General features: G+C 36.2%; 26 protein-coding genes. 18 read left to right on the top strand and 8 right to left on the bottom strand.

What is annotated here, in order from left to right; genetic code table 11:
* Window positions 1-28: 28 nt before the first annotated feature.
* Window positions 29-1,531: an HDOD domain-containing protein gene (locus LEP1GSC203_RS18975; RefSeq protein ID WP_002975795.1), complete on the top strand. Its 1,503-nt coding sequence runs from the start codon at window positions 29-31 to the stop codon at window positions 1,529-1,531.
* Between the two features lie 2 nt (window positions 1,532-1,533).
* On the top strand, window positions 1,534-1,785 hold the full coding sequence (locus tag LEP1GSC203_RS18970; RefSeq protein ID WP_002975686.1) for a hypothetical protein: 252 nt from the start codon (window positions 1,534-1,536) through the stop codon (window positions 1,783-1,785).
* Here the strand turns inward: LEP1GSC203_RS18970 and LEP1GSC203_RS18965 are convergent, their stop codons facing one another.
* Window positions 1,786-2,226 (bottom strand): Crp/Fnr family transcriptional regulator, encoded by a 441-nt coding sequence (locus LEP1GSC203_RS18965; RefSeq protein WP_002975769.1) that lies wholly within the window; start codon window positions 2,224-2,226, stop codon window positions 1,786-1,788.
* Between the two features lie 109 nt (window positions 2,227-2,335).
* Between LEP1GSC203_RS18965 and LEP1GSC203_RS18960 the strand changes: the two genes are divergently transcribed.
* Complete coding sequence (locus tag LEP1GSC203_RS18960) at window positions 2,336-3,415, top strand: acyltransferase family protein (RefSeq protein WP_002975598.1); 1,080 nt, start codon at window positions 2,336-2,338, stop codon at window positions 3,413-3,415.
* On the opposite strand, the gene LEP1GSC203_RS18955 is transcribed toward LEP1GSC203_RS18960, so the two are convergent.
* Genes LEP1GSC203_RS18955 through LEP1GSC203_RS18940 form a run of 4 tightly spaced genes read right to left on the bottom strand, consistent with a single transcriptional unit; the run spans window position 3,357 to window position 6,225 of the window.
* Window positions 3,357-3,959, bottom strand: coding sequence for an NADPH-dependent FMN reductase (locus tag LEP1GSC203_RS18955; protein WP_039938488.1), 603 nt, complete (start codon window positions 3,957-3,959; stop codon window positions 3,357-3,359). The two genes, LEP1GSC203_RS18960 and LEP1GSC203_RS18955, sit on opposite strands and share 59 nt — an antisense overlap.
* Complete coding sequence (locus LEP1GSC203_RS18950) at window positions 3,956-4,597, bottom strand: DUF1569 domain-containing protein (RefSeq protein ID WP_002975756.1); 642 nt, start codon at window positions 4,595-4,597, stop codon at window positions 3,956-3,958. Before LEP1GSC203_RS18950 ends, LEP1GSC203_RS18955 begins: the two co-directional genes overlap by 4 nt.
* Before the next feature lie 7 nt (window positions 4,598-4,604).
* Window positions 4,605-5,315, bottom strand: coding sequence for a ParB/RepB/Spo0J family partition protein (locus tag LEP1GSC203_RS18945; protein ID WP_002975736.1), 711 nt, complete (start codon window positions 5,313-5,315; stop codon window positions 4,605-4,607).
* Entirely contained in the window at window positions 5,299-6,225 is a 927-nt protein-coding gene (locus LEP1GSC203_RS18940) for a ParA family protein (protein WP_002975747.1), read from the bottom strand. The genes LEP1GSC203_RS18945 and LEP1GSC203_RS18940 overlap by 17 nt, the downstream gene beginning before the upstream one ends.
* 161 nt (window positions 6,226-6,386) lie before the next feature.
* Here LEP1GSC203_RS18940 and LEP1GSC203_RS18935 point away from each other — a divergent pair, with 161 nt between their 5' ends.
* From LEP1GSC203_RS18935 to LEP1GSC203_RS18920, 4 genes are read left to right on the top strand one after another with little or no spacing between them, the layout of a single operon-like run.
* Window positions 6,387-7,457, top strand: a complete 1,071-nt coding sequence (locus tag LEP1GSC203_RS18935) for a putative porin (protein ID WP_002975792.1) — start codon at window positions 6,387-6,389, stop codon at window positions 7,455-7,457.
* Between the two features lie 16 nt (window positions 7,458-7,473).
* Window positions 7,474-8,148, top strand: a complete 675-nt coding sequence (locus LEP1GSC203_RS18930) for a M48 family metallopeptidase (protein ID WP_002975580.1) — start codon at window positions 7,474-7,476, stop codon at window positions 8,146-8,148.
* Window positions 8,149-8,637 (top strand): low molecular weight protein-tyrosine-phosphatase, encoded by a 489-nt coding sequence (locus tag LEP1GSC203_RS18925; RefSeq protein ID WP_002975772.1) that lies wholly within the window; start codon window positions 8,149-8,151, stop codon window positions 8,635-8,637.
* Window positions 8,625-9,896: an NAD(P)/FAD-dependent oxidoreductase gene (locus LEP1GSC203_RS18920; RefSeq protein ID WP_002975793.1), complete on the top strand. Its 1,272-nt coding sequence runs from the start codon at window positions 8,625-8,627 to the stop codon at window positions 9,894-9,896. The genes LEP1GSC203_RS18925 and LEP1GSC203_RS18920 overlap by 13 nt, the downstream gene beginning before the upstream one ends.
* On the opposite strand, the gene LEP1GSC203_RS18915 is transcribed toward LEP1GSC203_RS18920, so the two are convergent.
* Window positions 9,882-10,133 carry a hypothetical protein gene (locus LEP1GSC203_RS18915; RefSeq protein WP_002975683.1) on the bottom strand — a complete coding sequence of 84 codons (252 nt, stop codon included), beginning with the start codon at window positions 10,131-10,133 and terminating at the stop codon, window positions 9,882-9,884. The genes LEP1GSC203_RS18920 and LEP1GSC203_RS18915 overlap by 15 nt on opposite strands.
* A complete protein-coding gene (locus LEP1GSC203_RS18910) occupies window positions 10,133-10,561 on the bottom strand; it encodes a hypothetical protein (protein ID WP_002975602.1) in 429 nt (142 codons plus the stop codon). The genes LEP1GSC203_RS18915 and LEP1GSC203_RS18910 overlap by 1 nt, the downstream gene beginning before the upstream one ends.
* Window positions 10,562-10,653: 92 nt before the next feature.
* Here LEP1GSC203_RS18910 and LEP1GSC203_RS18905 point away from each other — a divergent pair, with 92 nt between their 5' ends.
* The 11 genes from LEP1GSC203_RS18905 to LEP1GSC203_RS18855 are packed head-to-tail and all read left to right on the top strand — an operon-like array spanning window position 10,654 to window position 24,345.
* Entirely contained in the window at window positions 10,654-11,514 is an 861-nt protein-coding gene (locus LEP1GSC203_RS18905) for an alpha/beta fold hydrolase (protein ID WP_002975631.1), read from the top strand.
* Entirely contained in the window at window positions 11,511-12,053 is a 543-nt protein-coding gene (locus LEP1GSC203_RS18900) for a PaaI family thioesterase (protein WP_002975785.1), read from the top strand. The genes LEP1GSC203_RS18905 and LEP1GSC203_RS18900 overlap by 4 nt, the downstream gene beginning before the upstream one ends.
* Window positions 12,050-13,369: an LIC20035 family adhesin gene (locus LEP1GSC203_RS18895; RefSeq protein ID WP_002975654.1), complete on the top strand. Its 1,320-nt coding sequence runs from the start codon at window positions 12,050-12,052 to the stop codon at window positions 13,367-13,369. Before LEP1GSC203_RS18900 ends, LEP1GSC203_RS18895 begins: the two co-directional genes overlap by 4 nt.
* Window positions 13,360-14,340, top strand: a complete 981-nt coding sequence (locus LEP1GSC203_RS18890; RefSeq protein WP_002975791.1) for an AAA family ATPase — start codon at window positions 13,360-13,362, stop codon at window positions 14,338-14,340. Before LEP1GSC203_RS18895 ends, LEP1GSC203_RS18890 begins: the two co-directional genes overlap by 10 nt.
* Window positions 14,341-15,159, top strand: coding sequence for a DUF58 domain-containing protein (locus tag LEP1GSC203_RS18885; RefSeq protein ID WP_002975796.1), 819 nt, complete (start codon window positions 14,341-14,343; stop codon window positions 15,157-15,159).
* Window positions 15,152-15,991 (top strand): LB_053 family protein, encoded by an 840-nt coding sequence (locus LEP1GSC203_RS18880; protein ID WP_002975605.1) that lies wholly within the window; start codon window positions 15,152-15,154, stop codon window positions 15,989-15,991. The genes LEP1GSC203_RS18885 and LEP1GSC203_RS18880 overlap by 8 nt, the downstream gene beginning before the upstream one ends.
* Before the next feature lie 2 nt (window positions 15,992-15,993).
* The gene (gene batA / locus LEP1GSC203_RS18875) at window positions 15,994-16,947 is read left to right on the top strand and encodes a VWA domain-containing protein BatA (RefSeq protein ID WP_002975704.1); all 954 of its coding nucleotides are present in this window, start codon (window positions 15,994-15,996) and stop codon (window positions 16,945-16,947) included.
* Window positions 16,944-18,575 (top strand): VWA domain-containing protein BatB, encoded by a 1,632-nt coding sequence (gene batB / locus LEP1GSC203_RS18870; RefSeq protein ID WP_002975722.1) that lies wholly within the window; start codon window positions 16,944-16,946, stop codon window positions 18,573-18,575. The genes batA and batB overlap by 4 nt, the downstream gene beginning before the upstream one ends.
* Window positions 18,559-20,127, top strand: a complete 1,569-nt coding sequence (locus tag LEP1GSC203_RS18865; protein ID WP_002975582.1) for a BatD family protein — start codon at window positions 18,559-18,561, stop codon at window positions 20,125-20,127. The genes batB and LEP1GSC203_RS18865 overlap by 17 nt, the downstream gene beginning before the upstream one ends.
* Window positions 20,128-20,130: 3 nt before the next feature.
* Window positions 20,131-21,963, top strand: a complete 1,833-nt coding sequence (htpG, locus tag LEP1GSC203_RS18860) for a molecular chaperone HtpG (RefSeq protein ID WP_002975714.1) — start codon at window positions 20,131-20,133, stop codon at window positions 21,961-21,963.
* Window positions 21,964-22,020: 57 nt separating this feature from the next.
* Complete coding sequence (locus LEP1GSC203_RS18855) at window positions 22,021-24,345, top strand: sensor histidine kinase (protein WP_002975706.1); 2,325 nt, start codon at window positions 22,021-22,023, stop codon at window positions 24,343-24,345.
* Here LEP1GSC203_RS18855 and LEP1GSC203_RS18850 read toward each other — a convergent pair.
* Window positions 24,335-25,138 carry a magnesium transporter MgtE N-terminal domain-containing protein gene (locus LEP1GSC203_RS18850; RefSeq protein WP_002975586.1) on the bottom strand — a complete coding sequence of 268 codons (804 nt, stop codon included), beginning with the start codon at window positions 25,136-25,138 and terminating at the stop codon, window positions 24,335-24,337. The two genes, LEP1GSC203_RS18855 and LEP1GSC203_RS18850, sit on opposite strands and share 11 nt — an antisense overlap.
* Window positions 25,139-25,201 lie beyond the last annotated feature (63 nt).

Genomic DNA, 25,201 nt, shown 5'->3' with positions numbered 1-25,201 from the left:
GAGAAACAAGGTTCAAAACAGGTTTATCATGTCGATTCCCCCACTCATCACCTTCCAGGAGGACTTTCTTTCCGGAAAACTGATTTCCAAAGAATATGTCCACTTTTCGGAAATCGACTGCCCTGAACTGGACGTTTGGATCGGAAGAGTGGTTCGAAGCATTTCCCTAGAATTTCTGCATGAAATCCTCTTTACCATTCTCAGTGAACTACTAGTAAACGGATGTAAGGCTAACGGCAAACGTGTTTTTTTCCAAGAACAAGGACTAAACCTCTGGGATGAAAAGGATTATGCTAGAGGAATCCCAATGTTTAAGGATGAATTTGGTCATAACCGCAAAAGAGTGTTTTTATCACTGGATCATTCAAATTTCAAGATAACATTAAGCACAATTTTTAAAGAAGACTATATAGAGTTTAAAGTCAGAAATAATGCAAAAATCCTTCCGGAAGAAAAAAATAGAATTTTAAAACGAGTACAAGCCTCAGCAAAATACAAAAACATCAATGACGCCTATCGCGAATCAGTTGATAACGAAGAAAGTTCCGGGCTTGGAATTGTACTGATCCATATATTACTCAGAAACTCAGGGATTTCTAATCAGTTCTTTCAATTGATGACAACCGAAGACTATACAGAAGTGGTCATCAGAATTCCTAAACAACTAATCCCAAAAGAATACCAATCGAATATTAAAAACCTATTATTACGTGAAGTCAGTAGTCTACCTCCGTTACCTCCGCAAATCCAAAAGCTAATTTTAATCGCTAAGAAAAAAGATGTAGATTGGCATGAAATTTCCTCGCAAGTTGAAAAAGACCCAGCCATAACAGCAGAAATCTTAAAAATAGCAAACTCACCTTTATTTGGTGCACATATTCCAATAATTTCCGTACTTGATGGTGTAAAACGAATTGGCTTAAAAAACCTCGAGTCCATTTTTTTGACACTAGGTGCAAAAAAAGTTCTTAACTCTCGTTATGCGAAACAAGTTTTAGTTTGGACTCATTCCTTCAAAACATCCATGTATGCTCGGTTCCTGATCGAAGACCGAAAAAAACATTTAAAGTTATTAGAACCTGCGATCATATCTGCCCTACTCCATGATTTAGGAAGAATGGTGCTTCTTTCTTTAGATCTAAGCCAAGTAAATCAGATCCGCGTTCTTAGAAGTGATGACAATAATGAGATTTCTGAATGGGTGGAAGAATATACTTTAGGAACTACTCATTCAGAAATCGGATACCTGATGGCAGAAAAATGGAATTTCCCTGAGGAGATTCTCGATGTCATTCGTTTCCATCATAAACCTTGGCAGTGCAAAACCAGAAATAACATCCTTTGCCAAATCATTTATCTTTCAGATATTTTGGCTAATATTGGTCGCGGAAAAGGAAATTATTTCACTGTGGAACCGGAAGTATTGGAATATTTTGAAATTACGTCAGAAAAGGAATTTCGCGAAATACAAGAAAGGTTTAAACTTCAATTCGAGGAACATAGAGAAGAATACCAAACTCTATTAATTTAATTATGAACTGGAAAGAATTACTGAACCTTGATGACCAACAATTAGAAGATCCAAAACTAGCAGAAACATTCAACTTAGTAGGTCATCCCGAATATCCAAGCATTTCCAATCTTCCACCGGAAGAAACACTCGAAATCCTAACAGAGTTTTTGAAAGCGGAAGGTCAGGCAGTTACAATTAAAAATCTACTCAGTTATGCTCCCATCTTAGAAATTACCTTGATCAAAAAAAACTTACCCACAATTTACGGATAGTCATTCCACATCTTGTACATCACTAATTCCAATTTGGTGTTCTTTTCCCACATCTGTACTAAATTCAATTTTCTTAGCTACTGATTTTTCCATACTACTAATTAATAGTTCATTCGTACGAGCCAATCGATCTGCCATAATCGAAACCATCTTTGCTGCAAACTTTGGATTCTTAACTAGAAAGTTTTCCAGCTGTTGTTTACTTTCAATGACGGCAACTTCACAATTTGTAATCGTTCTTGCAGTGGCACTTCTTGGGTTAGAACTAAATAGTGCCATCTCCCCAAAAAAATCTCCAGGTTTCATCAATGCCAATCGAGTTTGGCTATTGTTCACTGTAAAAAAAATCTCAACGTTCCCTTGGAGGATGATATACATCGCATTATTCAGTTCCCCTTCTTTGAAGATCCTCTGATTTGGCGGAATGTTGAGTTTGCTCATTGATTCGTGGCTCCTGTATCTATTTTTGGCTATTTTGCCTAAAATCTGAATTCATTTTCCTTTCCCCCAGGAAATCTGAAAAGAAAATGCCGTAAAGGAGATAGCATTTATGGAATGGGAATTACTAGGGATCATACTAGCAGGGCTTGGGGCCTTGTATCTTTGGGTTTTCCAAATCCCCTACTCTCTTCCGCATCCATTAGCAGTTACCGGCAAAAGAGAGAATCGATTCGATATCCTGCGAGGATTTGCCATGGTGGGAATTGTATTAATCCATATCCACTCGTACTTTCAGTTCTTTCATCCAGCAGACAAATTAGTAATCCATACAACTCTGTTTTTTTCCAATTTATCTCGCTTCTCAGTTCCTCTATTTATACTAACATCCGCTATATTCCTTCGAAAAAAAGAAGGATACTGGATTTCAAAAATAAAGAACCTTCTTCTGCCTTATACTTTTGCGTCAATGATTGGTTATCTGCTAAAATATAACAATTACCATGTATGGGAATTTATACAGTTTTATTGTTTAGGAAAAGTTTTTGCACCTTTCTATTTTGTCCCACTATTAGTACAATTCTATGTTTTCTTTTACTTGTTTGAAAAATTTCTCATAAGCAAGACATTTATCAAACCAATTCTATTTTTATCATTCATAATTAATTTAGCTTCTAACTTAGGATATTTTGATTCAATACTGCCAGATGAATACCATTCCATTTCTGTTCTAAATTATTTATTTTTCTTTATACTAGGAATTCAAATTGGACTCTCCAATGAAGAAAAAAACAAACCAAAAGTGAAAGTATCACTACTCTTCGGTTCCCTATCTTTGATTTTACTATTCTTAATCGTCCTATTCAGTGCAGTTTATTATTTAGATTTCAAAAACCACCACCTAGTGTATCCAATATTCTTCTTTTTTGTTATTTGGGAAGTAATACCAAATTTTGGTCAAACAACAATCCATTGGATCAGTTACATAGGAAACAATAGCCTTTTCATTTTCCTTTTACATCCTTTTGTCATCCATTTGATGCATAGTGTAGACCCTTATTTTTTTGGAGGACCATTTTTAGGTTATTTAGTAACTTTAATTTTGAATGTTGGAATTCCGATTCTTATTGCTATTATAATCCAAAAGGGTAAGTCTTTATATCGATTACGCCACTCTGGCGAACTGCGTTAAGAGCTTTTGCATACTCAACTAGTACATTGAGTGTATAATTGAGTCTAGCCCTAATGTATTCGTCGTCCTTTCCTTCGGGAAGTTCCGAATTCAATATGGATTCAACATGACGAACAATCACATGGTCGGGGATATAAACAATTCGGGTGTTTTTATAACTGGACATTCTAAGTTCTGCATTTGGGTAACTGCCACCCATTCCGCTAGAGACAGTAATGATAAGACCTGGTTTGTGAGATATATCTCCACCAGTTAGATAAAGAAAAAAATTCTTTAAAGCTGGACTAGCCATACCAGCATACTCTGGCGAAAGGAATACATATGCATCAGCACTTGAAAATCCAGCACTGTATTCTAACCAAAATTTTTTAATTTCAGAATCTTTCTCCCACATTGTAGGTTCCCAAAGAGGTAGCGGACTTCCACCTAAATCTAAAAGTAAAGTTTCGATCCCTTTTGCTTCTAGTGTTTTTGCAAGAAACTTGCCGACTTTTAAAGATTGGGAGTTTTTTCTGTGACTTCCAGCCACTAGACAAACTTTCATCTAGGGCCGCCACCTTGGTTTTTATTACCTTTGTGGTGCGGTTTTTTTTTGTTTTTCCATTTGCGGCTGTTATGACCACTCGGTTTTATATCCCGATCATCTTTTTTCTTTTGTGGATGATTATGTTTTTTTTCAGTAAAGGATTTTTCTTTCCTTTGTTCTCTCTCTTTCGCAAACCTTAACTTTTCATCGCCATATAACTGTATATAACCAAACAAAAAAACAGCGAGTATTGCATGAATCCTTTCCCATTGTTTTTTATCCAACTCGCCAAATACGGAATGTTCAGCAAATGGACCAGAGTGTAATCTAAATGCTGTCAAAGATGTTTTTAATCTTAGGAGTGCTGAGTCCGCATCACCTAAATCTTTTGGTGGAAACCCAGGAATCTGATTGGCTTTGGTGTAATTTCCTTTCGAAAGAAGCTTTGCATATTTATATTTACCCAATAATTTATTGATAGTGTTTCTTTTATTCGTAGATCCAATTCTCTGGATTGATAATTCAATAGATTCGGCGAGAAAATCGTAAACTTGGCTTAAACTAATGTCTGCTTTTTGTTTTTTTTCACAAGCTATAATGATTGATAACTCTCTGTCGATATCCTCAATCGTCTTAAGTTTTAAAATTGACTTCATTTTTCCTCTATTCGTTAATTCCGTATTTCTTTTTGAGTAAGCTCAGTTCTTTTAAAAAGTTATCTCTGACCTTTCCACTTAGTTTACCCAAATTGATACTAATACGGCCTGAACCAGGTGCTACACGGGGTGAAATGATTTCACCCCCTCTGTTTTCTTTACGTTTTAGTAATTCTTCTAGGTTCTTTACTGAAAGCGGTTTCCCGCTAATCATCAATTCCATAACCGATCTCTGATCCAACCTAGCTATACTACTAAGTTGTTTTACATACCTTCCGCTGTAACCCAACAATTCGGATACTTCCTCTGCAGTTTTTCTTTTTTCTTTGCGGAGAAATTGGATCGCTTTACCTACTTCCCAAGGATTCAGGTTCTTGCGTTTCTCATTTTCCGCAAGGGACATCTCGTAACAAACATCTTCATTGGCGTCCGTTACAATAGCGGGAATTTCTTTCCATCCCAACTTAATCGCAGCACGGTAACGACGTTCCCCGGCGACAATTAAATACTTACCTTTATCTTTTCTAACTAAAATTGGTTCAATGAGCCCTAACCTTTCCATCGACGGAACCAAATCCGTTGTATCATCACGACCAATTAAACGTGGCTGAGTTGGATTCGGAAAAATTTGACTAAGCTCCAAATGCGAAGGGTTCTTTTTCTTCTCGGAGTATGCGGAGATTAAATCTAAAGCTTGGAATTCAGTTTTTTTGGACATCGATTTTACTTTTAACCTCTACTGCAAGATCTCTAAAATTTTTCATTGTTGTTAAGTCAATTTTGGCCAAAAAAGACATCTTAGCTTGGGCCTGCGGTATTGCTTCTCGACGTTGAATGACTGTTTCAAATACGGGGAAATATTTTTTTACCCCTTCAGCCAAACCAGCAAGTGCCTTTTGGCCTTCATATTGGTTTAGAACTGCGCCTAATAACTTTAATCTTTGGTTCGCCTTTCTTTGTATTTTCTGAAAGGTTTCATAAAGATCTCTGATCCCTTGCAAACTAAAAGCTCTAGTTTGAATTGGAACTAGAATGTAATCAGCACAAATCAAAGCATTCTCTAATATAAGCCCAAGTGAAGGAGGGCAATCGATGATAATATATTCGTAACGTGAACGCAAAGGAAGGATTGCTTCATTAAGTAATTCAAAATCATCTCGCTCATAAGGTGTAGTTAAGTTTGCGAGTTCCAAAGTAGAGGGGAGTAAATCAAAATTTTCGCCAATCGTCTTGATTGCCGGCTCAATGTTCTTTGCTTTTTTCCCGCGGTAACCCAAATAATCCATCACCGAAGGTACATCATCTTTCAAAAAAAGCTGTGTTGCGTTTGCCTGTGGATCCCAATCGATCAAAAGAACCTTATGGTTCTCGGCGAGAGCCTCTGCTAAATATAAACTGATAGTTGTTTTCCCCTCCCCTCCTTTTTGATTTGATACTGCGATGACATGACTATCAAAACCATCGGAACGAGTTGGTTCAAAATATTTAAGTAAAACGGATTGTTTGAATTCTCCAGATTTCCACCCAGGGATCTTCAAACTTGACGCCTTATCTGAGAACTCATCCATGTTCAAACCAACAAATTTGGCAGCTTCTTCTTCGGTAAGTGTCGGATCTGTTTTGGCCATAACCTTCCCAAAGATTGCTTGAGTCTGTCCATACTGTCAATTTAATTATGTCTCTTAGGGGTGAAATGGTTTCACCCCTAAGAAAAAACTGTCCGCTGCCAAGGTTTCTAAAATCCTTCAATTCACATCTCCCTAAGTTTTAATTTAGGAATTTACAACTAATGGGTAAAATAGAAGCTACGTTGGTGCCTAAATTTTCCACATTACCTCTGATTTTTTTATTCTTAAACATAACTTCAGTCTCTGCGGAAATAATATGGGGCCCGACAGCCGAAAAAGCAGGTGGAGAATACATCTTTGAAACGGGTAACAAATACCCAAATTTATCGGGTATTCGTGGTGGCTCTAGAATCACATTCCCACGAACATTTACACTCTTTGGAATCCAAGGAATTTATACTAAAGATAGATGGGAAATAAATGGTGCTTTAAAAACAACTGGCTGGAATCAAAAATCTGGTCAGGCAAGAGATGAAGATTTTGTCCTTGGAACTGTATCAACTGAAAATACGACAAATATTGCAACGCGAGAATGGAGTTATAGAGATTCGGCAACTATCTATTCAGGGAGCCGAAACTTTGCAGATGGAAAAGGGAAATCTACTGTTTACGAAAATAGAGCAGAATTGTATGGAAGATATTATTTTCAAGATGCAAATCCTAATTACTGGTCCAATGGATCTGGATTTTTCTTATCAACAGGCGTTAGATATTCATACTTCAAATACCTATTTTACGATGTGAACCAGTTCATAGAATCAACCCCAGTATTCTACGGACCCATCGGAATTGGACTTAGTTTTTCCAACGATCTTTGGGAATTCTTTGCCGGCGGTGGCTATCGTTATTCGTCGGGGGATTTCTATTTAGACCTAAATTTTATGCCTTCCTTCGGAAGAATCAAAACAAGAGATTTCCATGTACAAAGGTCGATTAATTTCTTTTCTGAAAACTATGGCTTAGGTTGGGCTTCAAAAGCGGAAGTGGGATACAAAATCAATTCTAGTTGGTTGAGTTACCTTAGAATCAACCACCGTAGATTCTTTTCAGAAGGCAGGTTCACATCTCAAGGTGGGCTAACAGCGGAAGACATAGCTTCTAATTTAGTAAGCGGTTTTAAATCACATATCAATATCAAAGATTATTCAATCGAAATTGGAGCACTAAACAAATTAGATTGGTCATCGAAATCAGAAAATCCAGAAAAAAACGACCAAAAAACAGAAGAGTAATAGAATCTAATAAACAATGATAGATTTTGAAATCGAACGAAAAACTACTAAGGGAAGAAACATCTCTCTTGTTGTTTATCAAAATGGCAAAGTAGTATTAAAACATCCACCGCGAGTTCCCAAAAAACAAATAGATGAATTTCTTTCTGAAAAGAAAGATTGGATTCAGTCAAAACTCCTCCAGATCCCAAAGGATATACCTAAAAAACTGAAATTTATAGAGGGGGAAAATACCCATATATTTGGAAATCAAACAACGATCCATTTAGTTGAGAAAATAAAATACAAATATCTTGGGAAAATTCTCGAACTCCCATACACAAAAAGCGAGCAGTCTCAAATACGCAAAGGGAAACTGATTTTAAAAGAAATACTTCAGAAAAAACTAGAACCAATGATTGCGTCCATTTCAGAGAGCTTAAATACAAAAGTCACAAAAGTATCAATCAAAACAATGAGATCCCTATGGGGAAGTTGTAATTCCAAAAATGAAATTTCTTTAAATCTAAGTTTAGTTCATTGCCCAGATCATATTATCGAATATATAGTTTTACATGAAATAGCTCATACAATAGAACATAACCATTCATCGAAGTTTTGGGAAATTGTTAAATCAAAGAATCCTACATACAAACAAGCTGAAAAATGGTTAAAAGAATATGGGAAAAAATATATCTATTACCTCAATTAAATGAAACAAAAAATAAAAGTTCTTTTTATCTGTTTAGGAAATATCTGCCGATCTCCCGCTGCCCAAGGTGCATTTGAGAATTTAATAAAAAACAAAGGTTTAGAAAATCAATTTGAAATCGATTCATGTGGCACTTCAGGATACCATGATGGAGATCTTCCAGATCCGAGAACTAGAAAAACAGCAGAAAAAAGGGGAATCCATTTAACACACAAATCTCGAAAATTAAACAAAAAGGATTTAACTCATTTCGACTTTTTGTTAGTCATGGATGAGATCAACTTCCAGGATGTAATCAGTCTAACTAATGATATAATAATTCAGGAAAAAATATTCCTGTTTGGACAATTTAGAAGTGATCAAGGTGCTCCTATTGTTCCTGATCCATATTATAAAAATGAATCTGCATTTGAAATGGTTCAAGATCTGGTAGAAGATTGTTCTCTTGGCTTTCTAAATTTTTTAGGAGAAGAGAAATGTCTCAAATAAAGAAAAAGATTTTAATCATTGGAGCGGGATTTGGTGGGCTACAAGTAATCAAATCTCTCGCAAACCATAAAGTTTTCGACATCACTGTTGTTGATAAAAAAAACCACCATCTTTTCCAACCACTTTTATACCAAGTTGCAACCGCAGTACTATCGCCAGCAGATATTGCAATTCCATCGAGATCCATAACCACGAAATACAAAAATGTGAAAATTCTACTTGGTGACGTAACTGAAATTGATTTCAAAGCCAGAGAAGTGAAATTCCAAAACAATTCGGAATCATATGACTACTTAGTTCTAGCTACAGGAGCTAGAACTAGTTATTTTGGAAATCATAGTTGGAAAGAAAAAACACTAGGTCTAAAAAATCTAAAAGATGCTTTAGCAATTAGAAGAAGAATACTACTATCTTTCGAACAAGCAGAGTTAATTGGTAACTACGAAAAAGCAAAAAGTTTTATGCACTATGTTATTATTGGAGGTGGTCCGACAGGAGTTGAACTTGCTGGCTCGATTGCTGAACTTTCCCATAATATAATTAGAAAAGATTTTAGAAATATCGATTCTGGGATGACTAAAGTCACACTAATTGAAGCCGGTCCCAGACTGTTAACTGCATTTAGTGAAAAATCCAGTACTTTTACAAAAGAAAAATTGGAAAGTAGGGGGGTTGAAGTTCTAACGAATTCCCCCGTATTGGACATCACAGACACAGGTGTGGTTCTAAAAGATAGAACCATTGAATCGAAAACTGTAATTTGGGCTGCCGGAGTAGAAGGATCAGAACTGGCAAAACAATTACCACTTAACAAAGACAAGGCGAATAGAATTATAGTAGATGAATATTGCCGAACAATTGAGTATCCTGAGGTATTTGTAATAGGAGATGCAGCTAACTATAGCAAAGGACTTGAGAGACCCCTTCCAGGAGTTTCACCAGTTGCCATGCAACAAGGAAGGTATATTGCGAAAAATATTGATTTAACTGAAAAGAAAAAATCAATCTCTCCATTCCATTATTTTGATAAAGGAAATATGGCTACCATTGGAAGAACCGATGCTGTTGCAGAATTCGGAAAATTTCGCTTAAAAGGAATTTTAGGATGGCTCGGCTGGTTATTCGTCCATCTCGTTTACCAAGTTGGATTTAAAAATAAAGTCAGCACTTTACTCAGTTGGGTCTGGAGTTATTTAACATTCCGAGCAGGTTCAAGGCTCATCCAAGAAGAGATGGATGAACTTTCAGTTAGACCTTAAGTTATAATAATTTTTTTCAGATTCGGAAACACATTTTTTATAAGCTAACTCAGTATTTCCAATCCATACGGTTCGATTGAGTTCGGTATTTCCGTCTGTAGTATGTCTTTCTAAAATTGGCAAGAGAAAGGTATAACTTCTGTTTCTTGTTTTTTCACACTCCTCTCGAAATTGATCCTCTCGAGAGAGTTGAGAACAGGCAAAAAATAATAAGATCAAAAGAGAAGAGAATCGCATCACTTGGACTGACCTAACAAAGCTTTCAATTCTAAAAATTCACTGAGTTCTTTCTTCGATAAAGAAGTTTGATTCAATTCAATAAAACGTAGGTCTTCTTCTGCTTTAAGCAATTGCGATTGTTTGTATTCAGGTTTATGGCTAACTTTTAGGACAACTTCGCCTTGATAACCCGTGTCACCATTTGCTTCCAAAATTGTTGCCCTCGCTCTCTTCAGATACAATGGTAATAAATTCTGAGTAGCAGCCCCATGGGAATACTGAGTAATACCGTTGGATAAAAATGTGATTTTTTTTCGGTGGATTTGAGTGTCATCGGATTTTTTTTCACAGTCCGATAGACTATCACAAATAATTTTTGGTTTGGTCTCCGGCAATAGTAGCGACCCAACAAAGATGAAAATGGCAATCAAAAGAAAACGACTCATGAACAAATTTCAATAAAAAAGTCAAAAAGAATCAAGCCTAAATCTATAAGATAAATGTTTACAATGGTACTGAATCGAAAAGGCTTAGGTATATGTTACCGATTTCGATTCGCACAAAATTTCACTCGATTGAAGGAGTGGAGTGGGGGAATCCACAGGGAACACCGATTCTTGCCTTTCATGGTTGGTTAGACAATGCCAATAGTTTTGCACCACTAGCAGAATACCTTAAAGATTATCGTTTTATTTCTATCGATTTTCCTGGCCACGGAAAATCGAGCCACAAACCAGAAAATACAGTTTACTACTTTTCCGAATATGCACTTGAAGTTGTGTCAATAGCCCAAGCATTAGGCTTAGAAGATTTTATACTTATGGCTCATTCAATGGGAGCCGCTGTTTCCACGTTAGTTGCTGGGACCAATCTTTTAAAAATCAAAAAACTTGTTCTCATTGAATCACTTGGTCCCTTAACAAATTTATCTGATTCTGCCCCAGATATCCTTACAGAAGCAATCAAACAAATTCTCCACCCAAGAAGCAAAAAAGAAACATTCTTTCCTGATATGGAATCTGCAGTAGGAGTTCGTATGCGAGCAGGAGATATGAAAATTGAATCTGCTGCCATCCTAATGGAACGGGGAATTGAAAAAACTCCGAAAGGCTTCAAACCAAGAAGAGACTTAAGACTTCACTACAATTCCTTTTTCCGATACACTGAAGAACAAATTGAATCATTTTGCAACCGCATTGAGTGTCCAACCTTACTTATCTTAGGTGATAAATCAGGATTTCCAATCGCCGAAAAATACAAAAACAGAAAAGAAGCTGTAAAAAATTTAAAAGAAGTGATCTTACCTGGGGGACATCATTTACATATGGATTCCCCAAAAGAAGTATCCTCTGCAATCTTAGAATTTTTAGAAAATGAAACAATTAAGGACAATGAATGAACCAACCTATAGAAAATCCTTCTAAACATGGCTATGAAATCCATCATGACACATGTTTTGGATGTGGAAAAGAAAATCCATTAGGTCTTGTCGCAGACTTCACCTTTCATGATGAAACTGGCGAAGTAAACTTTACCTATAGTTTTAAAAAAATGTATAACGGCGCCCCTGGTTTTGTACACGGCGGAATTTTATCAACGGTTTTAGATGAAGCAATGGGTGGATTGTGTTTTCATTTGGGTTATATAGTGATGACTGATACAATGAGTTTTAAATTTCACAAAGCAACTCCGGTCGAAAAGGAATTACTCATCCGTGCTTGGCCAATCAAAAAAGCAAAACGCAAAGTAATTTTGGAATGTGAACTTACTTCTCTCGATGGAGAAATTTTATATGTAAAGGGGGAGGGTGCCTTTCATATTCTGCCCCCACGTTTTTTCTCTGATAAGTTGACCGGCGGTAAAATAGCGATTGCGAATGAATTGCTATCGGTAAATAAATTGAAACGCGCACATCTCTTCGATAGGATAGAAACATGAAACCAAAAATTCTTTACTTAATCATCACCTCACTGGCCATCCAATGTTCTGGTGCCTCCATAAAAGACGGGTCAGGCGACCAAGAATTTGAACTTAAACTTAACAAAGGCAAGTGGGTTAGAACAGAACGTTTCAAAAACTCTGGCGGAATTCGTGCTATTGGAGAAGTGAAAGCAGAATGCGGTGGTGCCCGATGTACAGAAGACCAAGTTTCAAAATTTGCTCCAGCTAAAATCAAATCATTACCAAAACAAGGAGCATGGGAAGAATACATTCAATTCGAACAACCAGGTTCCACAGCAGAAAGTCCAAAATACAAATCTACCTTGGATCAAGTTGGTGAATATGTGGATGGTAAAAAAACGGGAATTTGGAAAAAACCTGATCCAGAGAGTCCGCAAAAATTCTTGGCGGAAACTCCATGGATTGATGGGAAAAAAGAAGGAATAGCAAAAACTTTCGATAAACTAGGAAACATAACCTCGGAAACCACCTATGTAGATGATAAAAAAAATGGACCCTACTACCGAAAGAATAACAAAGGTGAGTGGGTAGAAAAGGGCTCATTCAAAGACAACGAAGAAGATGGTGAATGGACTTACTATTTTGTTGGAGCTGATGGAAATGGAATCAAAACAAAAGTTTCCTATAATAACGGACTAAAGAACGGACAAGAAATTAATTATTTTAAAGACGGAGCCATTGAATCGCAAGGATCTTATGTGTCCGATGTACGTTCCGGCTTGTGGAAAATGTTTGGACCTAAAGGAAACGTTTTAGCTGAAGGATCATATTCTAAAAAAGAAAATTCCGAAAACCTAGACATTAAGTACGAAAGAACAGGGATTTGGAAAGAATACTATGCTGACGGAAAAATTTTTGGAACAGGACCAAGAAAACACACGAGAACTGGCGAATGGAAGTTCTACTATAAAAATGGGCAGATTGGATACCAAGGCAATATGGCAAACGAAAGTATGTTAGAATCAGCTAAAGTATACGACAATACAGGAAAAATTCTTGGTGAAGGGAAATTATTCTTTTCACTTGTGAAAATTGACGAAGAAACCCAAGACTTAAAACTGAATTACAAACCAAGCATTCCTTATACTTACTTTTATCCATCAGGAAAAAAAAGAATGGTGATTCGATCCACTGAAGATGCAACCGAATATTCTGAAGATGGAAGAGAGTTAGGGAAAGGACCTGTGGAACCTCAAGGTAGAAAGATGGGATGTTGGACCATTGGAGGCAAAACAGAATACTATATGATTGATAAACCAATGCCAAAAATGACTCCATCACAATGCAAATAAACAAAGAACAAATTACAGAAATATCCGACCAAGTAAAACTACTTCGGTCGGAGCTATCCGAATCGATTTCCGGAATGGATAACGTAATCCAATCCCTATTTGTTGGCCTAGTTGCTAACGGTCATATACTCTTAGAAGGAATGCCTGGGCTTGCAAAAACACTAGTTGCTAAAAACTTAGCATCCATCATTGACGCTAAGTTTTCTAGAGTACAATTCACTCCAGATTTACTACCAGCAGATCTGACTGGGACAAACATATTCAACCCAAAAACCTCATCTTTCGAAATACGGAGAGGACCAATTTTCACTAATGTATTGTTAGCTGATGAAATCAACAGGGCTCCTGCAAAGGTACAATCAGCTTTACTTCAATGTATGGAAGAAAGGCAAGTGTCGATTGCCGATGAAACATTTGATCTCGAACCTCCATTTTTTGTAATCGCGACTCAAAATCCTATTGACCAAGAAGGAACCTATCCGCTTCCAGAAGCACAATTGGATCGTTTTTTATTCAAAGTAATCGTCACCTATCCCTCCTTTGATGATGAACTCGCAATTTTGCACCAACATGGCAATTTGGACTTTTCAAAGAAAAAAGCCAAAAAAATCTTACGTCCCAAAGACATCCAAAAAATTTCTGAAATATCAAACAAGGTATTTGTAGAACCAAAACTTCAGAACTATATTGTAAATCTTACAAGAAATACAAGACCTCAAACTACAAGCGACAATGAATTGAAAAATTTCATTCAACATGGAGTAAGTCCAAGAGCAAGTCTTGCCATGCTTAAAGTAAGCAGGATAAATGCTCTCTTAGAAGGAAGAGATTTTGTTATTCCCGAAGATATCCAACGTTTTTTCTCTGAAATTGTAAAACACCGACTCCACTTAACTATCGATGCAATTAGCGAGGATATCAGCACAGATTCAATTATCAAAAGAATCCTATCTGTTACGGAAGTTCCATAGATGTTATCACCAGAACTAAAACGACTCCTCCAAGTTTTACAATGGGAAACGAAAAAGAAGTTTTCCTCTTCTAGGCAGGGATTCTTGGCAATGAGAGAACGGGGGAGGGGACTCGATTTTAAAGAAGTCAGAAACTATCACTTTGGGGATGATATACGTTATATTGACTGGAATGTAACATCAAGGACTGGCGAACTTTATACAAAAGAATTTTATGAAGAACGTGATGCCTCTATTATCATTTTTTATGATAGAAGTGAGTCAATGAACGATTCCAAAAAAGATACAGCATTCCAAATTGCCCTGTTTTTATCTTTATTTCATATCAAAATGGGAAACCGAATTTTACTCATTACATTTTCGGGCACAAGTTTATCACCAGGGAAATGGTTAAGGACAGAATCGGATGTTTTTTCGACATTTACAAACGTCACAAAACAAACTCCAGGTGGCACTACCAACTATTCAGACGCCTACCAATTTGCATTCAGACTTTATCCGAAATTTGCAGTATCTTATTGGATATCAGATTTCATAGAATTCGGAAACTACTTAACCACCAACAAAATCCATAAAATATGGGAACCGATTGGAATTTGGATTCAAGATGAATTAGATATATTAAATCCCCCATTTTGGCTACGAATGTTTCGAGAAATTTCTCAAGAACAAGTCAATTTTCGCAAAAAAGGAACAACATATTCCAAAGATTTAAAAGCTGCTAAGTCTTTCTTTGGCATAAACCTTGTGCAAATCAATCCAAACGCAAAACTTTCAAATCAAATTTTACCATTATTCAAGATGAAACGAAATGGCTAAGTACATTGTCTGCGTTTTAGTTTTATCCACTTCTCTGTTTGCAAAAGCAAAAGAAACAGTTTTGGAAACTGATGTTTATGTGGGAGATACAATTCATTACCAAATCGAACTCACAGAAATAAACGAATCTAACTTAGATATGGAAGAAGGCGAAATCTATGAAGATGACACAATGCCCTCTTATAAAGTCTTCGATCTTGTTAAAGAAAAAACAAAAATAAAAGCATCTATCGTTTTTTATAAACCTGGCACATATTTTCTTCCTGTTAGTTGGGATCAAAATGGAAAACGACTGAAATCTACAGAGACCATCAATGTAAAATCGCAACTCCTCGGAAATGAAATCGACATTGAGGATATCGAACCGCCAATTTATTTTTCTGGACCTTTTTTCCTTCGACTCCTCGTGATTCTAATCATCACTGCCATTAATATTTATCTATTGTATGCTCTCTATATCTATTGGAAATCCAAACCAAAAGTTATGGATGCAATTTGGGAAAAACAACCTATACTGGAAGAAACAACCAAAAGACTTCATTCCATCGAATTGTATTTTAAATCCGAAATTATATATGAAAAAGAATTGGCATTCAAAATTAGTGAATACTTAAAAGAAGCCTATTCCAAAAAATTAAACAAAGATTTATTAGGAAAAACCGATTCTGAATTTTTAGCAGAACTCTTTGATCGAACTCATATCGATGAATCTATACTTCGCGAAACTCGAGTTTATTTTAGAAACACAAAGTACAATGACAATCATACCAAATTAACCAAAGAATCTGCAAACTCCTTATGGGAAAAAATCAAAAAGGATTTTGAATTATAACCATGGACCAATTCCAAAGACCTTACTTACTTTTCTTATTGATTCCTTTGTTTCTCCTTGGCATCTATCAATGGAAAACAAAACCTTTCGGAGCAATTTTACTCATCCAATCCGATCGATTTCTAAAACCTGATTCAAACCTATCGATAAAAATTAGAAGATTTTTCTTAAGTTTTACAGAAGCATTATTTTATATTGCGGGAGCATTTCTCATTATAGCAGCTGCCGGACCAGGAGAAAAATACAAACTTACTCCTGACATAACCAATGGAATTGATATCATGATAGCTTTAGACATTTCGGGATCCATGGTAAACTCGTATGATTTTTTGCCCAAAAATAGGTTAACAGTTTCAAAAGAACTATTAAGAGAATTCATTCAAAAACGACTGTATGATCGAATTGGAATTGTGCTATTTGCAGGAGCCGCTTACCTCCAGTCACCTTTATCCAACGATCGATATGCGTTAGATGAACTCATAGCAGATACTTCCGATGAAGATATCAGCGAACAAGGTACTGCTGTTGGCGATGCTCTGGTTTTATCCACATACCGACTGAAAGATTCCCAAGCAAAATCAAAAATTATCATTTTGCTTACTGATGGAGTTTCCAATACAGGAAAATTAGATCCAGAGACTGCTTCGTATGCCGCCAAAGCGTTTGGAATCAAAGTCTATTGTATCGGAATAGGAAAGGAACAAGGACAATATGAAGTCAATTATGAATCCTTGGAATCCATATCAGAAAGTACGAATGGAAGATTTTTTCGCGCAGAGTCCCCAGAAGTTTTACAAGAGGTGCTAAACGAAATCAATGGACTAGAAACTGTGGAACTTCCTTCAAAACCAATGGAAATACATGAAACACATTTTCCAGTCGCTGTGTTTATTTTCTTCGCCTTACTCGGAATTGCTGCAATTTCAATGATCTATCCACTGACAGAAAAACTATGATTGATTTAAACTTCGTAGCAACCTTTGCCATCATCTCCATAGTAATTTGGATCTTGATTTTTGCAGGGAAAATCTACATAAATGTAAAAGCAAATAGATTCAAAGAAGAACATTTGAGCTTAAAAAATAGGATTTATAACGCTAATACAAAGATTTATCTAACAAGAATTTTCTGTTTTCTTCTCTCACTGTTTTTTGCCTTCTATTCACTATTTAAAATAAAATCTACTGAAATGGAATCTACTAAAGAATTCGAATCAGCTGACATATTGTTTGTAGTCGATGTAAGTTTATCGATGAATGCAATTGACGTAAAACCAAGTAGGCTCAAAAGATTCCAAGACTTAGCCTTGCGGATCCTTCCAAGTCTCAAAGGAAATCGTATTGGGATTGTAGTATTCGCAGGCCAATCCTTCTCTTTTTGTCCCTTAACATCAGACGTCACTGCCGTTTCAGATTATATACAGGCGCTAGGTGTTGAAATGGTTGGAGCAAAAGGAACAGACCTCTCATTATCACTCGAAAGAGTCAATAAAATCAGGAAGAAAAACAATAACATCACATCACAAATTACAATCATTGTTTCTGACGGAGAAGATCACGAAAACCAGAAATTACCACAGATCGAAGGTGAGGTAATCGTATGGGGAATTGGAACACAGGAAGGTGGGTATATCGAATATCGTGATCCGGGAACCGGACGCGGAGGGTATGTAACTACAGATGCCGGAATTTCAGATTCACTAGTAGCACCTAATTTAGTTTCTTCAAAACTAAATTCAGATAGACTAATGGCCATAGCTGATCAAAATAACGGATCCTATTATGATGTTTCTTCCCAAGCTGAGGGAGCCTTTGCTCTATTAGAGACAATACAAACTGTGAAAAAGAAAAAAATCAAAACAATAGAACGTTTTAAAAACGAAGACGGTGCTCATCCCTACTTGATCGCCTCTTTTATATTTCTTTTTCTGGAGAGAATCCTAAACTTATTTTTACAAAAAACACCGAAAGGAATTTACATACTACTAATTCTATTCCTCTCCTTTGGATTTGGAAAACTAGAAGCTTGGGAATTAGATCCTGGTGGAAATGCAATCGAACGCGGAGTCAAATCGTACAATAACAAAAACTATAATGAAAGCCAAAAAGAATTCGAAAAAGCAAAGGAATTCATCACCGATGATCCAAGGTTACTATACAATGAATCAGCAGCAGCTTACCAACTTGGCAAATACAAAGATGCAATAGGAATCTCAGAAAAAATTCTAACAAACCCAAAATCTGATAACGATCTAAAAGCAAAAACAAACTTCAATCTTGGGAACATATACTCAAGACTGGGTGATAAAAAAAATGCACTAAAATCTTATACAAAAACACTCCAAATTGATCCAAACTACTTATCGGCTAAAAAAAACATTGAGCACCTAACGAAAAAAAATGATTCCAGTCAGAATCAAAAACAAAATGAAAATGGTTCCCAACCGGAGACTGATCCAAAAGAAAAAAAAGAAAAAAACAAAGTAGAGAAATCAGACGCAGATAGAATATTAGAACCATTTTCACAGGACTCCATTTTAAAAAACAAAAAAGGAGGTTCTTTCGATAATGAAAAATTTTGGTAAACTTTGCTACTCACTCTTTTTCTGTCTGATTCCGTTTCCTACTATTTTTGCCTCCGAAGTGGATTTTCAATTTTTCCCGAATGAGTTTTCACTAGGTGAACATGCTAAACTAGAGGTGAGAGCTCATGGCGACAAAATGTTTCGAGCATTAAAAACCAATATAAAACAAAACGGAGTCCGTGTTCGGTTTATCGGCAGCGGAACTGAAACTCAAATCATCAACTTCAAAGTTTCTAAATCACAAATTTTAAACTTTTATGTCGACACGGAATCAGAAGGAACTTTCAAACTTCCAGAAGTAACAGTAGAGTACGATAACAAAACTTACACTTCTCCTCCTACGCAGTTTAAGGTAAGCAAAAGAAGTAAACACTCACAAAACCAATTTTTCAACCCATTCCCTATGGAAATCGATGATGAGCCTTCTGACGAATCTCCAGAAGTATCCTTCCATACAAATAAATCTGTTTTTTATAAAGGAGAACCAATCGTAGGATATTACGTACTATACTACAATGGATACAGGCAACCCTTTTTAGAAAGAGACCCAAACCAATCCATTTCATTCCCATATTTTTTATCGGAAACATTGAGACAAGTATCTGTACAAATTGAACCAGAAGTATTTAGGAATAACCGTTTAAAAAAAACATTAGTTTACGATAAGGAAATTTATGGTTTAACTGCGATTAAACCGGGAAGATTCCAAATTGGAAAAACAAAATTCATTTCCGGAGATAGTTTACGGTTTAATTCTCTACAAGAGACTGTTGATACAACGCAAGCAACAGTGACCGTTCTGGATCTTCCACCTAACAAGCCTAATGAATTTACGGGAGCCATTGGCAATTTCAAACTGAACTTAACAAACTTTCCAAAGTCCATCCACCAAGAAGAAACTGCTTATTTTGAAATTACTATAGAAGGGGAAGGCGGTTATGAAGGCATCAGTCCATTACCGCAATCCAACCCAAAGATTCAACTCATCTCACAAACAAAAAATAAAACATTTCAGAAATTATATTCTGGCGACTATGGATTTTATTCAGTAGTTAAATTTCTTTACGGTTACCAGACACAATCCCAAGGGAAAATCCAAGTCTCGCCATATTTGTTTAGCTTTTTCTCTTTAAAAGAAAATCGATACAAAACACTTTCCATTCAGTTTCCAGAAATGGTTGTACTACCAAAAAAGAAAAGAAAACTCCAAACACTACCAAAGGAATCTAATTTACCGAATCCACCTTCGATTTTTCTTTTAGTTTTTCTTGCAGTTTTAGGTATTTTTTCCTATCTAGGATATAAAAGCTATAAGCATACTAAACAATCCAAGGAATTTCTCGAAATGGTTCAGAGCTTTGGTAAAAAAAGAAATGTATTCCTAACAGACTACTTAGAGAAAAATGGAGTATCAACGGAAAACTCACAACTTCTCTCAAAACTTCTCGGAGACCACGACATTCCAACCATAGAAAATACTTTCCATAAATTATCCGGATTGGATAGAAACAAAGTTTTATTAATAAAAAATCAATTAAATACCAAGGAGTAAAATATGTCAGCTGAAGAAACAGGGAAAATCAGTGTAGAAACGGAAAATATCTTTCCTATCATTAAAAAATGGCTATATTCAGAGAAAGATATTTTCTTAAGAGAATTAGTATCCAATGCGAGTGATGCCATCACAAAGTTAAAAAAGATTTCCTTATCAGAAGAATTTGAAGGTGGGAATGATTATAAAATCGACTTAAACTTTGATGTAGATAACAGAATTCTATCTATTGAAGACAATGGCGTGGGAATGACAACAGAAGAAGTCAAAAAGTACATCAACCAAATTGCTTTTTCAGGAGCAACAGACTTCGCAAAACAGTACCAAAACGCAGAAAACAAAGCAGAAATCATTGGTCATTTTGGACTTGGATTTTATTCCTCTTTTATGGTTTCGAAAAAAGTTACCATCGAAACTAAATCTTACAAAAGGGATCAAACTGCCGTTTTGTGGTCGAGCGAGTCAGGGACTGAATTTACTATTTCACCAATAGAAAAGGAATCTAGAGGAACTAAAATTTCCCTATACTTAGATGGCGATTCCGGCGAATACCTAGACAAATGGAAACTAAAAGAGTTAATCAAAAAATACTGTGACTTTTTACCTGTCGGAATTTATGTGCAGGGGGAAAAAGCTAACCGAGAAAAACCATTATGGTCTGAAGAACCGGCAAAGGTTACTCAAGAAGATTACAAAGATTTTTATTCTTACTTGTTTCCATTTTCTGGTGAGTCGCTTTTTCATATCCATCTGAATGTGGATTATCCATTTCGATTACAAGGAATTTTGTATTTCCCAAAACTCACCCATGAATTAGAAGCATCTAAAAATGGGATCAAATTATTTTGTAATCATGTCTTTGTCAGTGATAATGCAAGTGAACTGATCCCACAGTTCCTTACCATTCTAAAAGGAACCATAGACATCCCAGACCTTCCTTTGAATGTTTCCAGATCCTATTTACAAAACGATCCACTCGTTAAAAAGATTTCTAACCATATCATCAAAAAAGTTGCAGATCGGCTCATCGAAGATTTTAAAAAGAACAGAACCAAATATGAAGAAAATTGGAATGATATATCGTTGTTTGTAAAATACGGAGTCCTTACCGACGAAAAGTTTTATGATGCAATGAAAGACCATTTAATCTTCAAAAATTCGGAAGGCGGATACTCAACCACTTCGGAATATTGGGAAAAAAACAAAGAAAAGAACCAAAACAAAATCTTCTACGCAAATGAAACGGAGATGGGTTCTGTTTATATGGAACTTCTGAAATCGCAAGGACTGGAAGCACTGCTTGTAGATTCCAAAATTGATTCTCACCTCATCCAACACTTGGAAATGAAAAACCCAGAATGGAAATTCCAAAGAGTGGATTCGGAAATTGCAGATCAAATCGTTGATAAAGAAGCTTCCAAAGATTTAGTAAATGAAGACAACAAAACGGAATCTGACAGAATCCAAACCTTGTTTCAAACCTCTTTACCAACAGAAGGAGTGGAAGTAAAGGTCGAAGCCTTAAAATCAGCAGATGTGCCAGGTGTCATCCTTTTACCTGAGTTTATGAGACGAATGTCCGAAATGAACTCGATGTTAAACCGAGACGACATGAAAAACATTCTAAAATCACATACTCTAATGGTAAATTCGAAATCTCCATTAGTAAAATCCGCCTTACAAGCGTTCGAAGGTGTAAATCCAGAAAAAGGGAAAAAACTAGCAAGGATCATCTACGACCTTTCATTACTCTCTGCAAAGGTTATGGATGAAAAAGAAGTTTCGGAGTATACCAAAAGGACAACGGAATTCCTCCAAGAGATTTTTTCTACATAAGGGCAAATCCATATAGAATGATTTGGCAACGATTCCTATTTTTGGAATTGTTGCCATGTGATCCAGATTTGTATAACAAGTCGCCTTAGTTCTTTACCTGTAGTTGTTGCCTATAAAAAAGGTTACTTTGAAGAATTTGGAGTGAAGGTAACACTTCATGTCAATACTCACCATAAGGCAATTATGCCCTTACTTGACGCTGGTCGAGTGGAAGCAGGCGAAGTCCCAACCATTGCCTACTTACAAGATAGTTTCTTAAAAAAATCCAAACTCAAACGCATTTATAAAGGAATTTACCTCTACCACTCACCACTTTCCTTTTATTCCCGGTTCCAATTCAAACCAGAAGATCTTACAAGAAACAAAGCATACATATTACCCGTTCCGCACCAATACTCCGTCGAAAGACTTTTTGCAGAAAAATTCCTAGAAGAGTATGCTCCCAAAAATCCGGTCAAAGTTCGTTACATTGACACTCCAGGATTTTTAGAGGAAAAAGAATTTTTAAAACCATCCTGTCTTGGCCTTGTGTCAGATCCGTTTTCTAGCCCTTTCCTTCGGAACTTTCAAGATTTTGCCAACACTCTGGAACTTCCTATCCTTAATTCCAAATCCTTTTTTCCATCCACCTTACTTGCGTTTAGCGGAGATGCTGTATTAAAAACTGGAAGAGAAATCTCTGGTGTCCTACTTGCAGTCAAAAAAGCCATCGATCTTTTACAAAATACAAACCAACTAAGCACAGGAAATCTTTGGGAAGATTTACAACTCTCTCATTTTTATCCGCATCTTAGAGTAGGGGAGACAAAAAATCTTCTCAACGCACATCCTCTCATCCAAAAAGGGATTTTTTCCTATAAGGGAGATGCAACAACCCTCAATCCTCTTCTTAAAGATGTTTATTTTCGATTGATACGGAGGGTCATACAACCAGATGCCGTAAAAGCTGCCTTTGATTTTGATGAAATCCTATCGGCACTAGAACCAAAAAAAGTGTTTGATGTTCGTAAACTAAGTAGTTTCCAAGAACCAACAGAAACTAAACTCCACGCACCGTCACAAATTAACTATAGAAAACTAAATGCTGTGCGACACCTCATCGTTGACGTGAACTCCGTAGTACTCGACATCCTGCAAGGAAACTACAACTCAAGACTCAACTCCGATGAAACATTACAATTAGACAACCGAGTCAAAGTTCTCGTAAACTCAATGTTAGACTCCTTTAATGCAAAGTTAGAGCTCCAAAGAGAAGAAATCACCGAACTTGAAAATTTAATATCCATTCTAGAGATCAAACTAGATAGGTCTGCCGTAGATTTACAATATTCGGAAGAAAAGTATAGATATCTATTTGAATTTTCCAGAGAAGCTATTGCCCTCGTCGATGCCGATACAGGAAGTATATTAGAGGCAAACAACCAGTTTCGGTCACTCACTAGTTATACTCGCGGTGATATCACTAAAATGAATATCGAAGATATCATTCTTGGAAACCAAGTATCCAACCAACTTCGATTTGGTACAGACCTCTCTTCGGATACTATGTTATCTCTTCCTGATGTGGAGATCATGTTAAAAGACGGAAGTAAACTTGAAGTGGATATTAGTTTTACATCCATTCTTTTATCACCAAAAAAACGCTACCAAGTGCAGTTTCGACCCAACTCAGAAAGAAAGGAACAAGAACGTCTGCAACACGAATTTATATCCAACGTAAGCCATGAACTCCGAAGTCCAATGACAAACATTAGAGGCTATTTGGAATTTTTTAAATCGGACACTTCATTACCTTTTAACACCGAACATAAAAACATGTTAGAAGTGATCGATAAAAATGCCAAACGTCTTAGTTTTTTAATCGAAAACCTATTAAAGTTAACCACCTCTAGAGAAAAAGACAAAGAAGCCGAGGTCATTGAAATTTTTGATCCAGTACCTGTGATTGAGGATGTTATACATATGAACTCTCACCTTGCCAAAGGAAAACCCATCGAGTGGGATCTAGCACTCAAAAAAGGCTTTTTCTTACGGGGAATCAAATTTGAATTTTCACAAATCATTACTAACCTTTATGTTAATGCACTGAAATATACATTCAAAGGAAAAATTGGAATTTCTATCCGCGAAACCAATGGCAAAATTGAAATCACTGTTGAAGACACAGGGATAGGCATTGACCCGAACTACAAAAACCAAATCTTCGATCGTTTTTTTCGAATCCCATCCTCTGATAATAAAAAAATTGGGGGAACTGGCCTTGGGCTTTCCATTGTTAAATCACTCGTGGACAAAATGTCCGGAGAAATCTTTGTAGAAAGTACAATGGGAGAAGGAAGTAAATTCACCATTTACTTCCCCAAAGTCAATATTAGCGTTTAGAAGTTTTTTTCTTCTTTGGGATTTGTTTTTTCTTCGGTGCTGGTTTTGTTTTGTTTACGGATGATAAATCATTTGGTTTTAGCACAGTAAGAGCCGGCATATTTTTTTCTTCTAAATGCATCCCCGACAACAGTAGTGACAACTCCAACATTTCTCGTGTTCCAAGTAAATGCATCATTTCTAGTGCTTGGTTCATCCCCAGTTTTTTAAAAATCACAAGAGCATTGGTGACTCCAAAGAATTTTACGAGTATAGGAAGTTCCGCAAGGCCTCGTTGTTTGATCCATTTCTTACAATCCGCTACTGAAAGTTCGCTAACAAGTTGGATGACTGGCCCTACATGGATTTCATCTACCAACCAAAGAAAATCTTTCATTGGAATTTCTTTTAGAAGTGCAATGGACTTTTGAATTCCTAAAGTTTTCAAAATTTCTACACTGGTCTCTTTACCCAAAGTTTTTGCGAGTAACCCTACATCATGTGGAGGAATGCTCCGCGAAACAAGGGCTAAATCCTCCATGGGCAGGGAGTGGATAAAATATACCAAATCATCGTCATCATTCTCGCGAATCATCTCCACGAGGATCTTTTCCGGAATTTGTTTTACTAGTTCCACAACAGTATCTTCACTTAACTTTTGAGTAAGAACTATTAGTCTTTCTTTAGGAACCTTTCCGGTTAACGAAAGTAACTTTTCATAACCCAGATTTTTCAAAATCTGGAAGGATTTTTTGGGGCCAAGTTTTTCTAAATATTGATAAACACTTTGGATTGTAACGAGAACTTCTTTCATTTGCCCCAACTTTGGATACAAACTGTCAGAATCTTCGTAAAATTCCAGAGAAATTCCTTTTCG

It is taken from the genome of Leptospira terpstrae serovar Hualin str. LT 11-33 = ATCC 700639 (genome assembly GCF_000332495.1).
In the GTDB taxonomy this organism is placed as follows: Bacteria; Spirochaetota; Leptospiria; order Leptospirales; family Leptospiraceae; genus Leptospira_A; species Leptospira_A terpstrae.
Note: the sequence above shows the minus strand (reverse complement) of the source record. Positions and strands in the feature narration are given on the sequence as shown.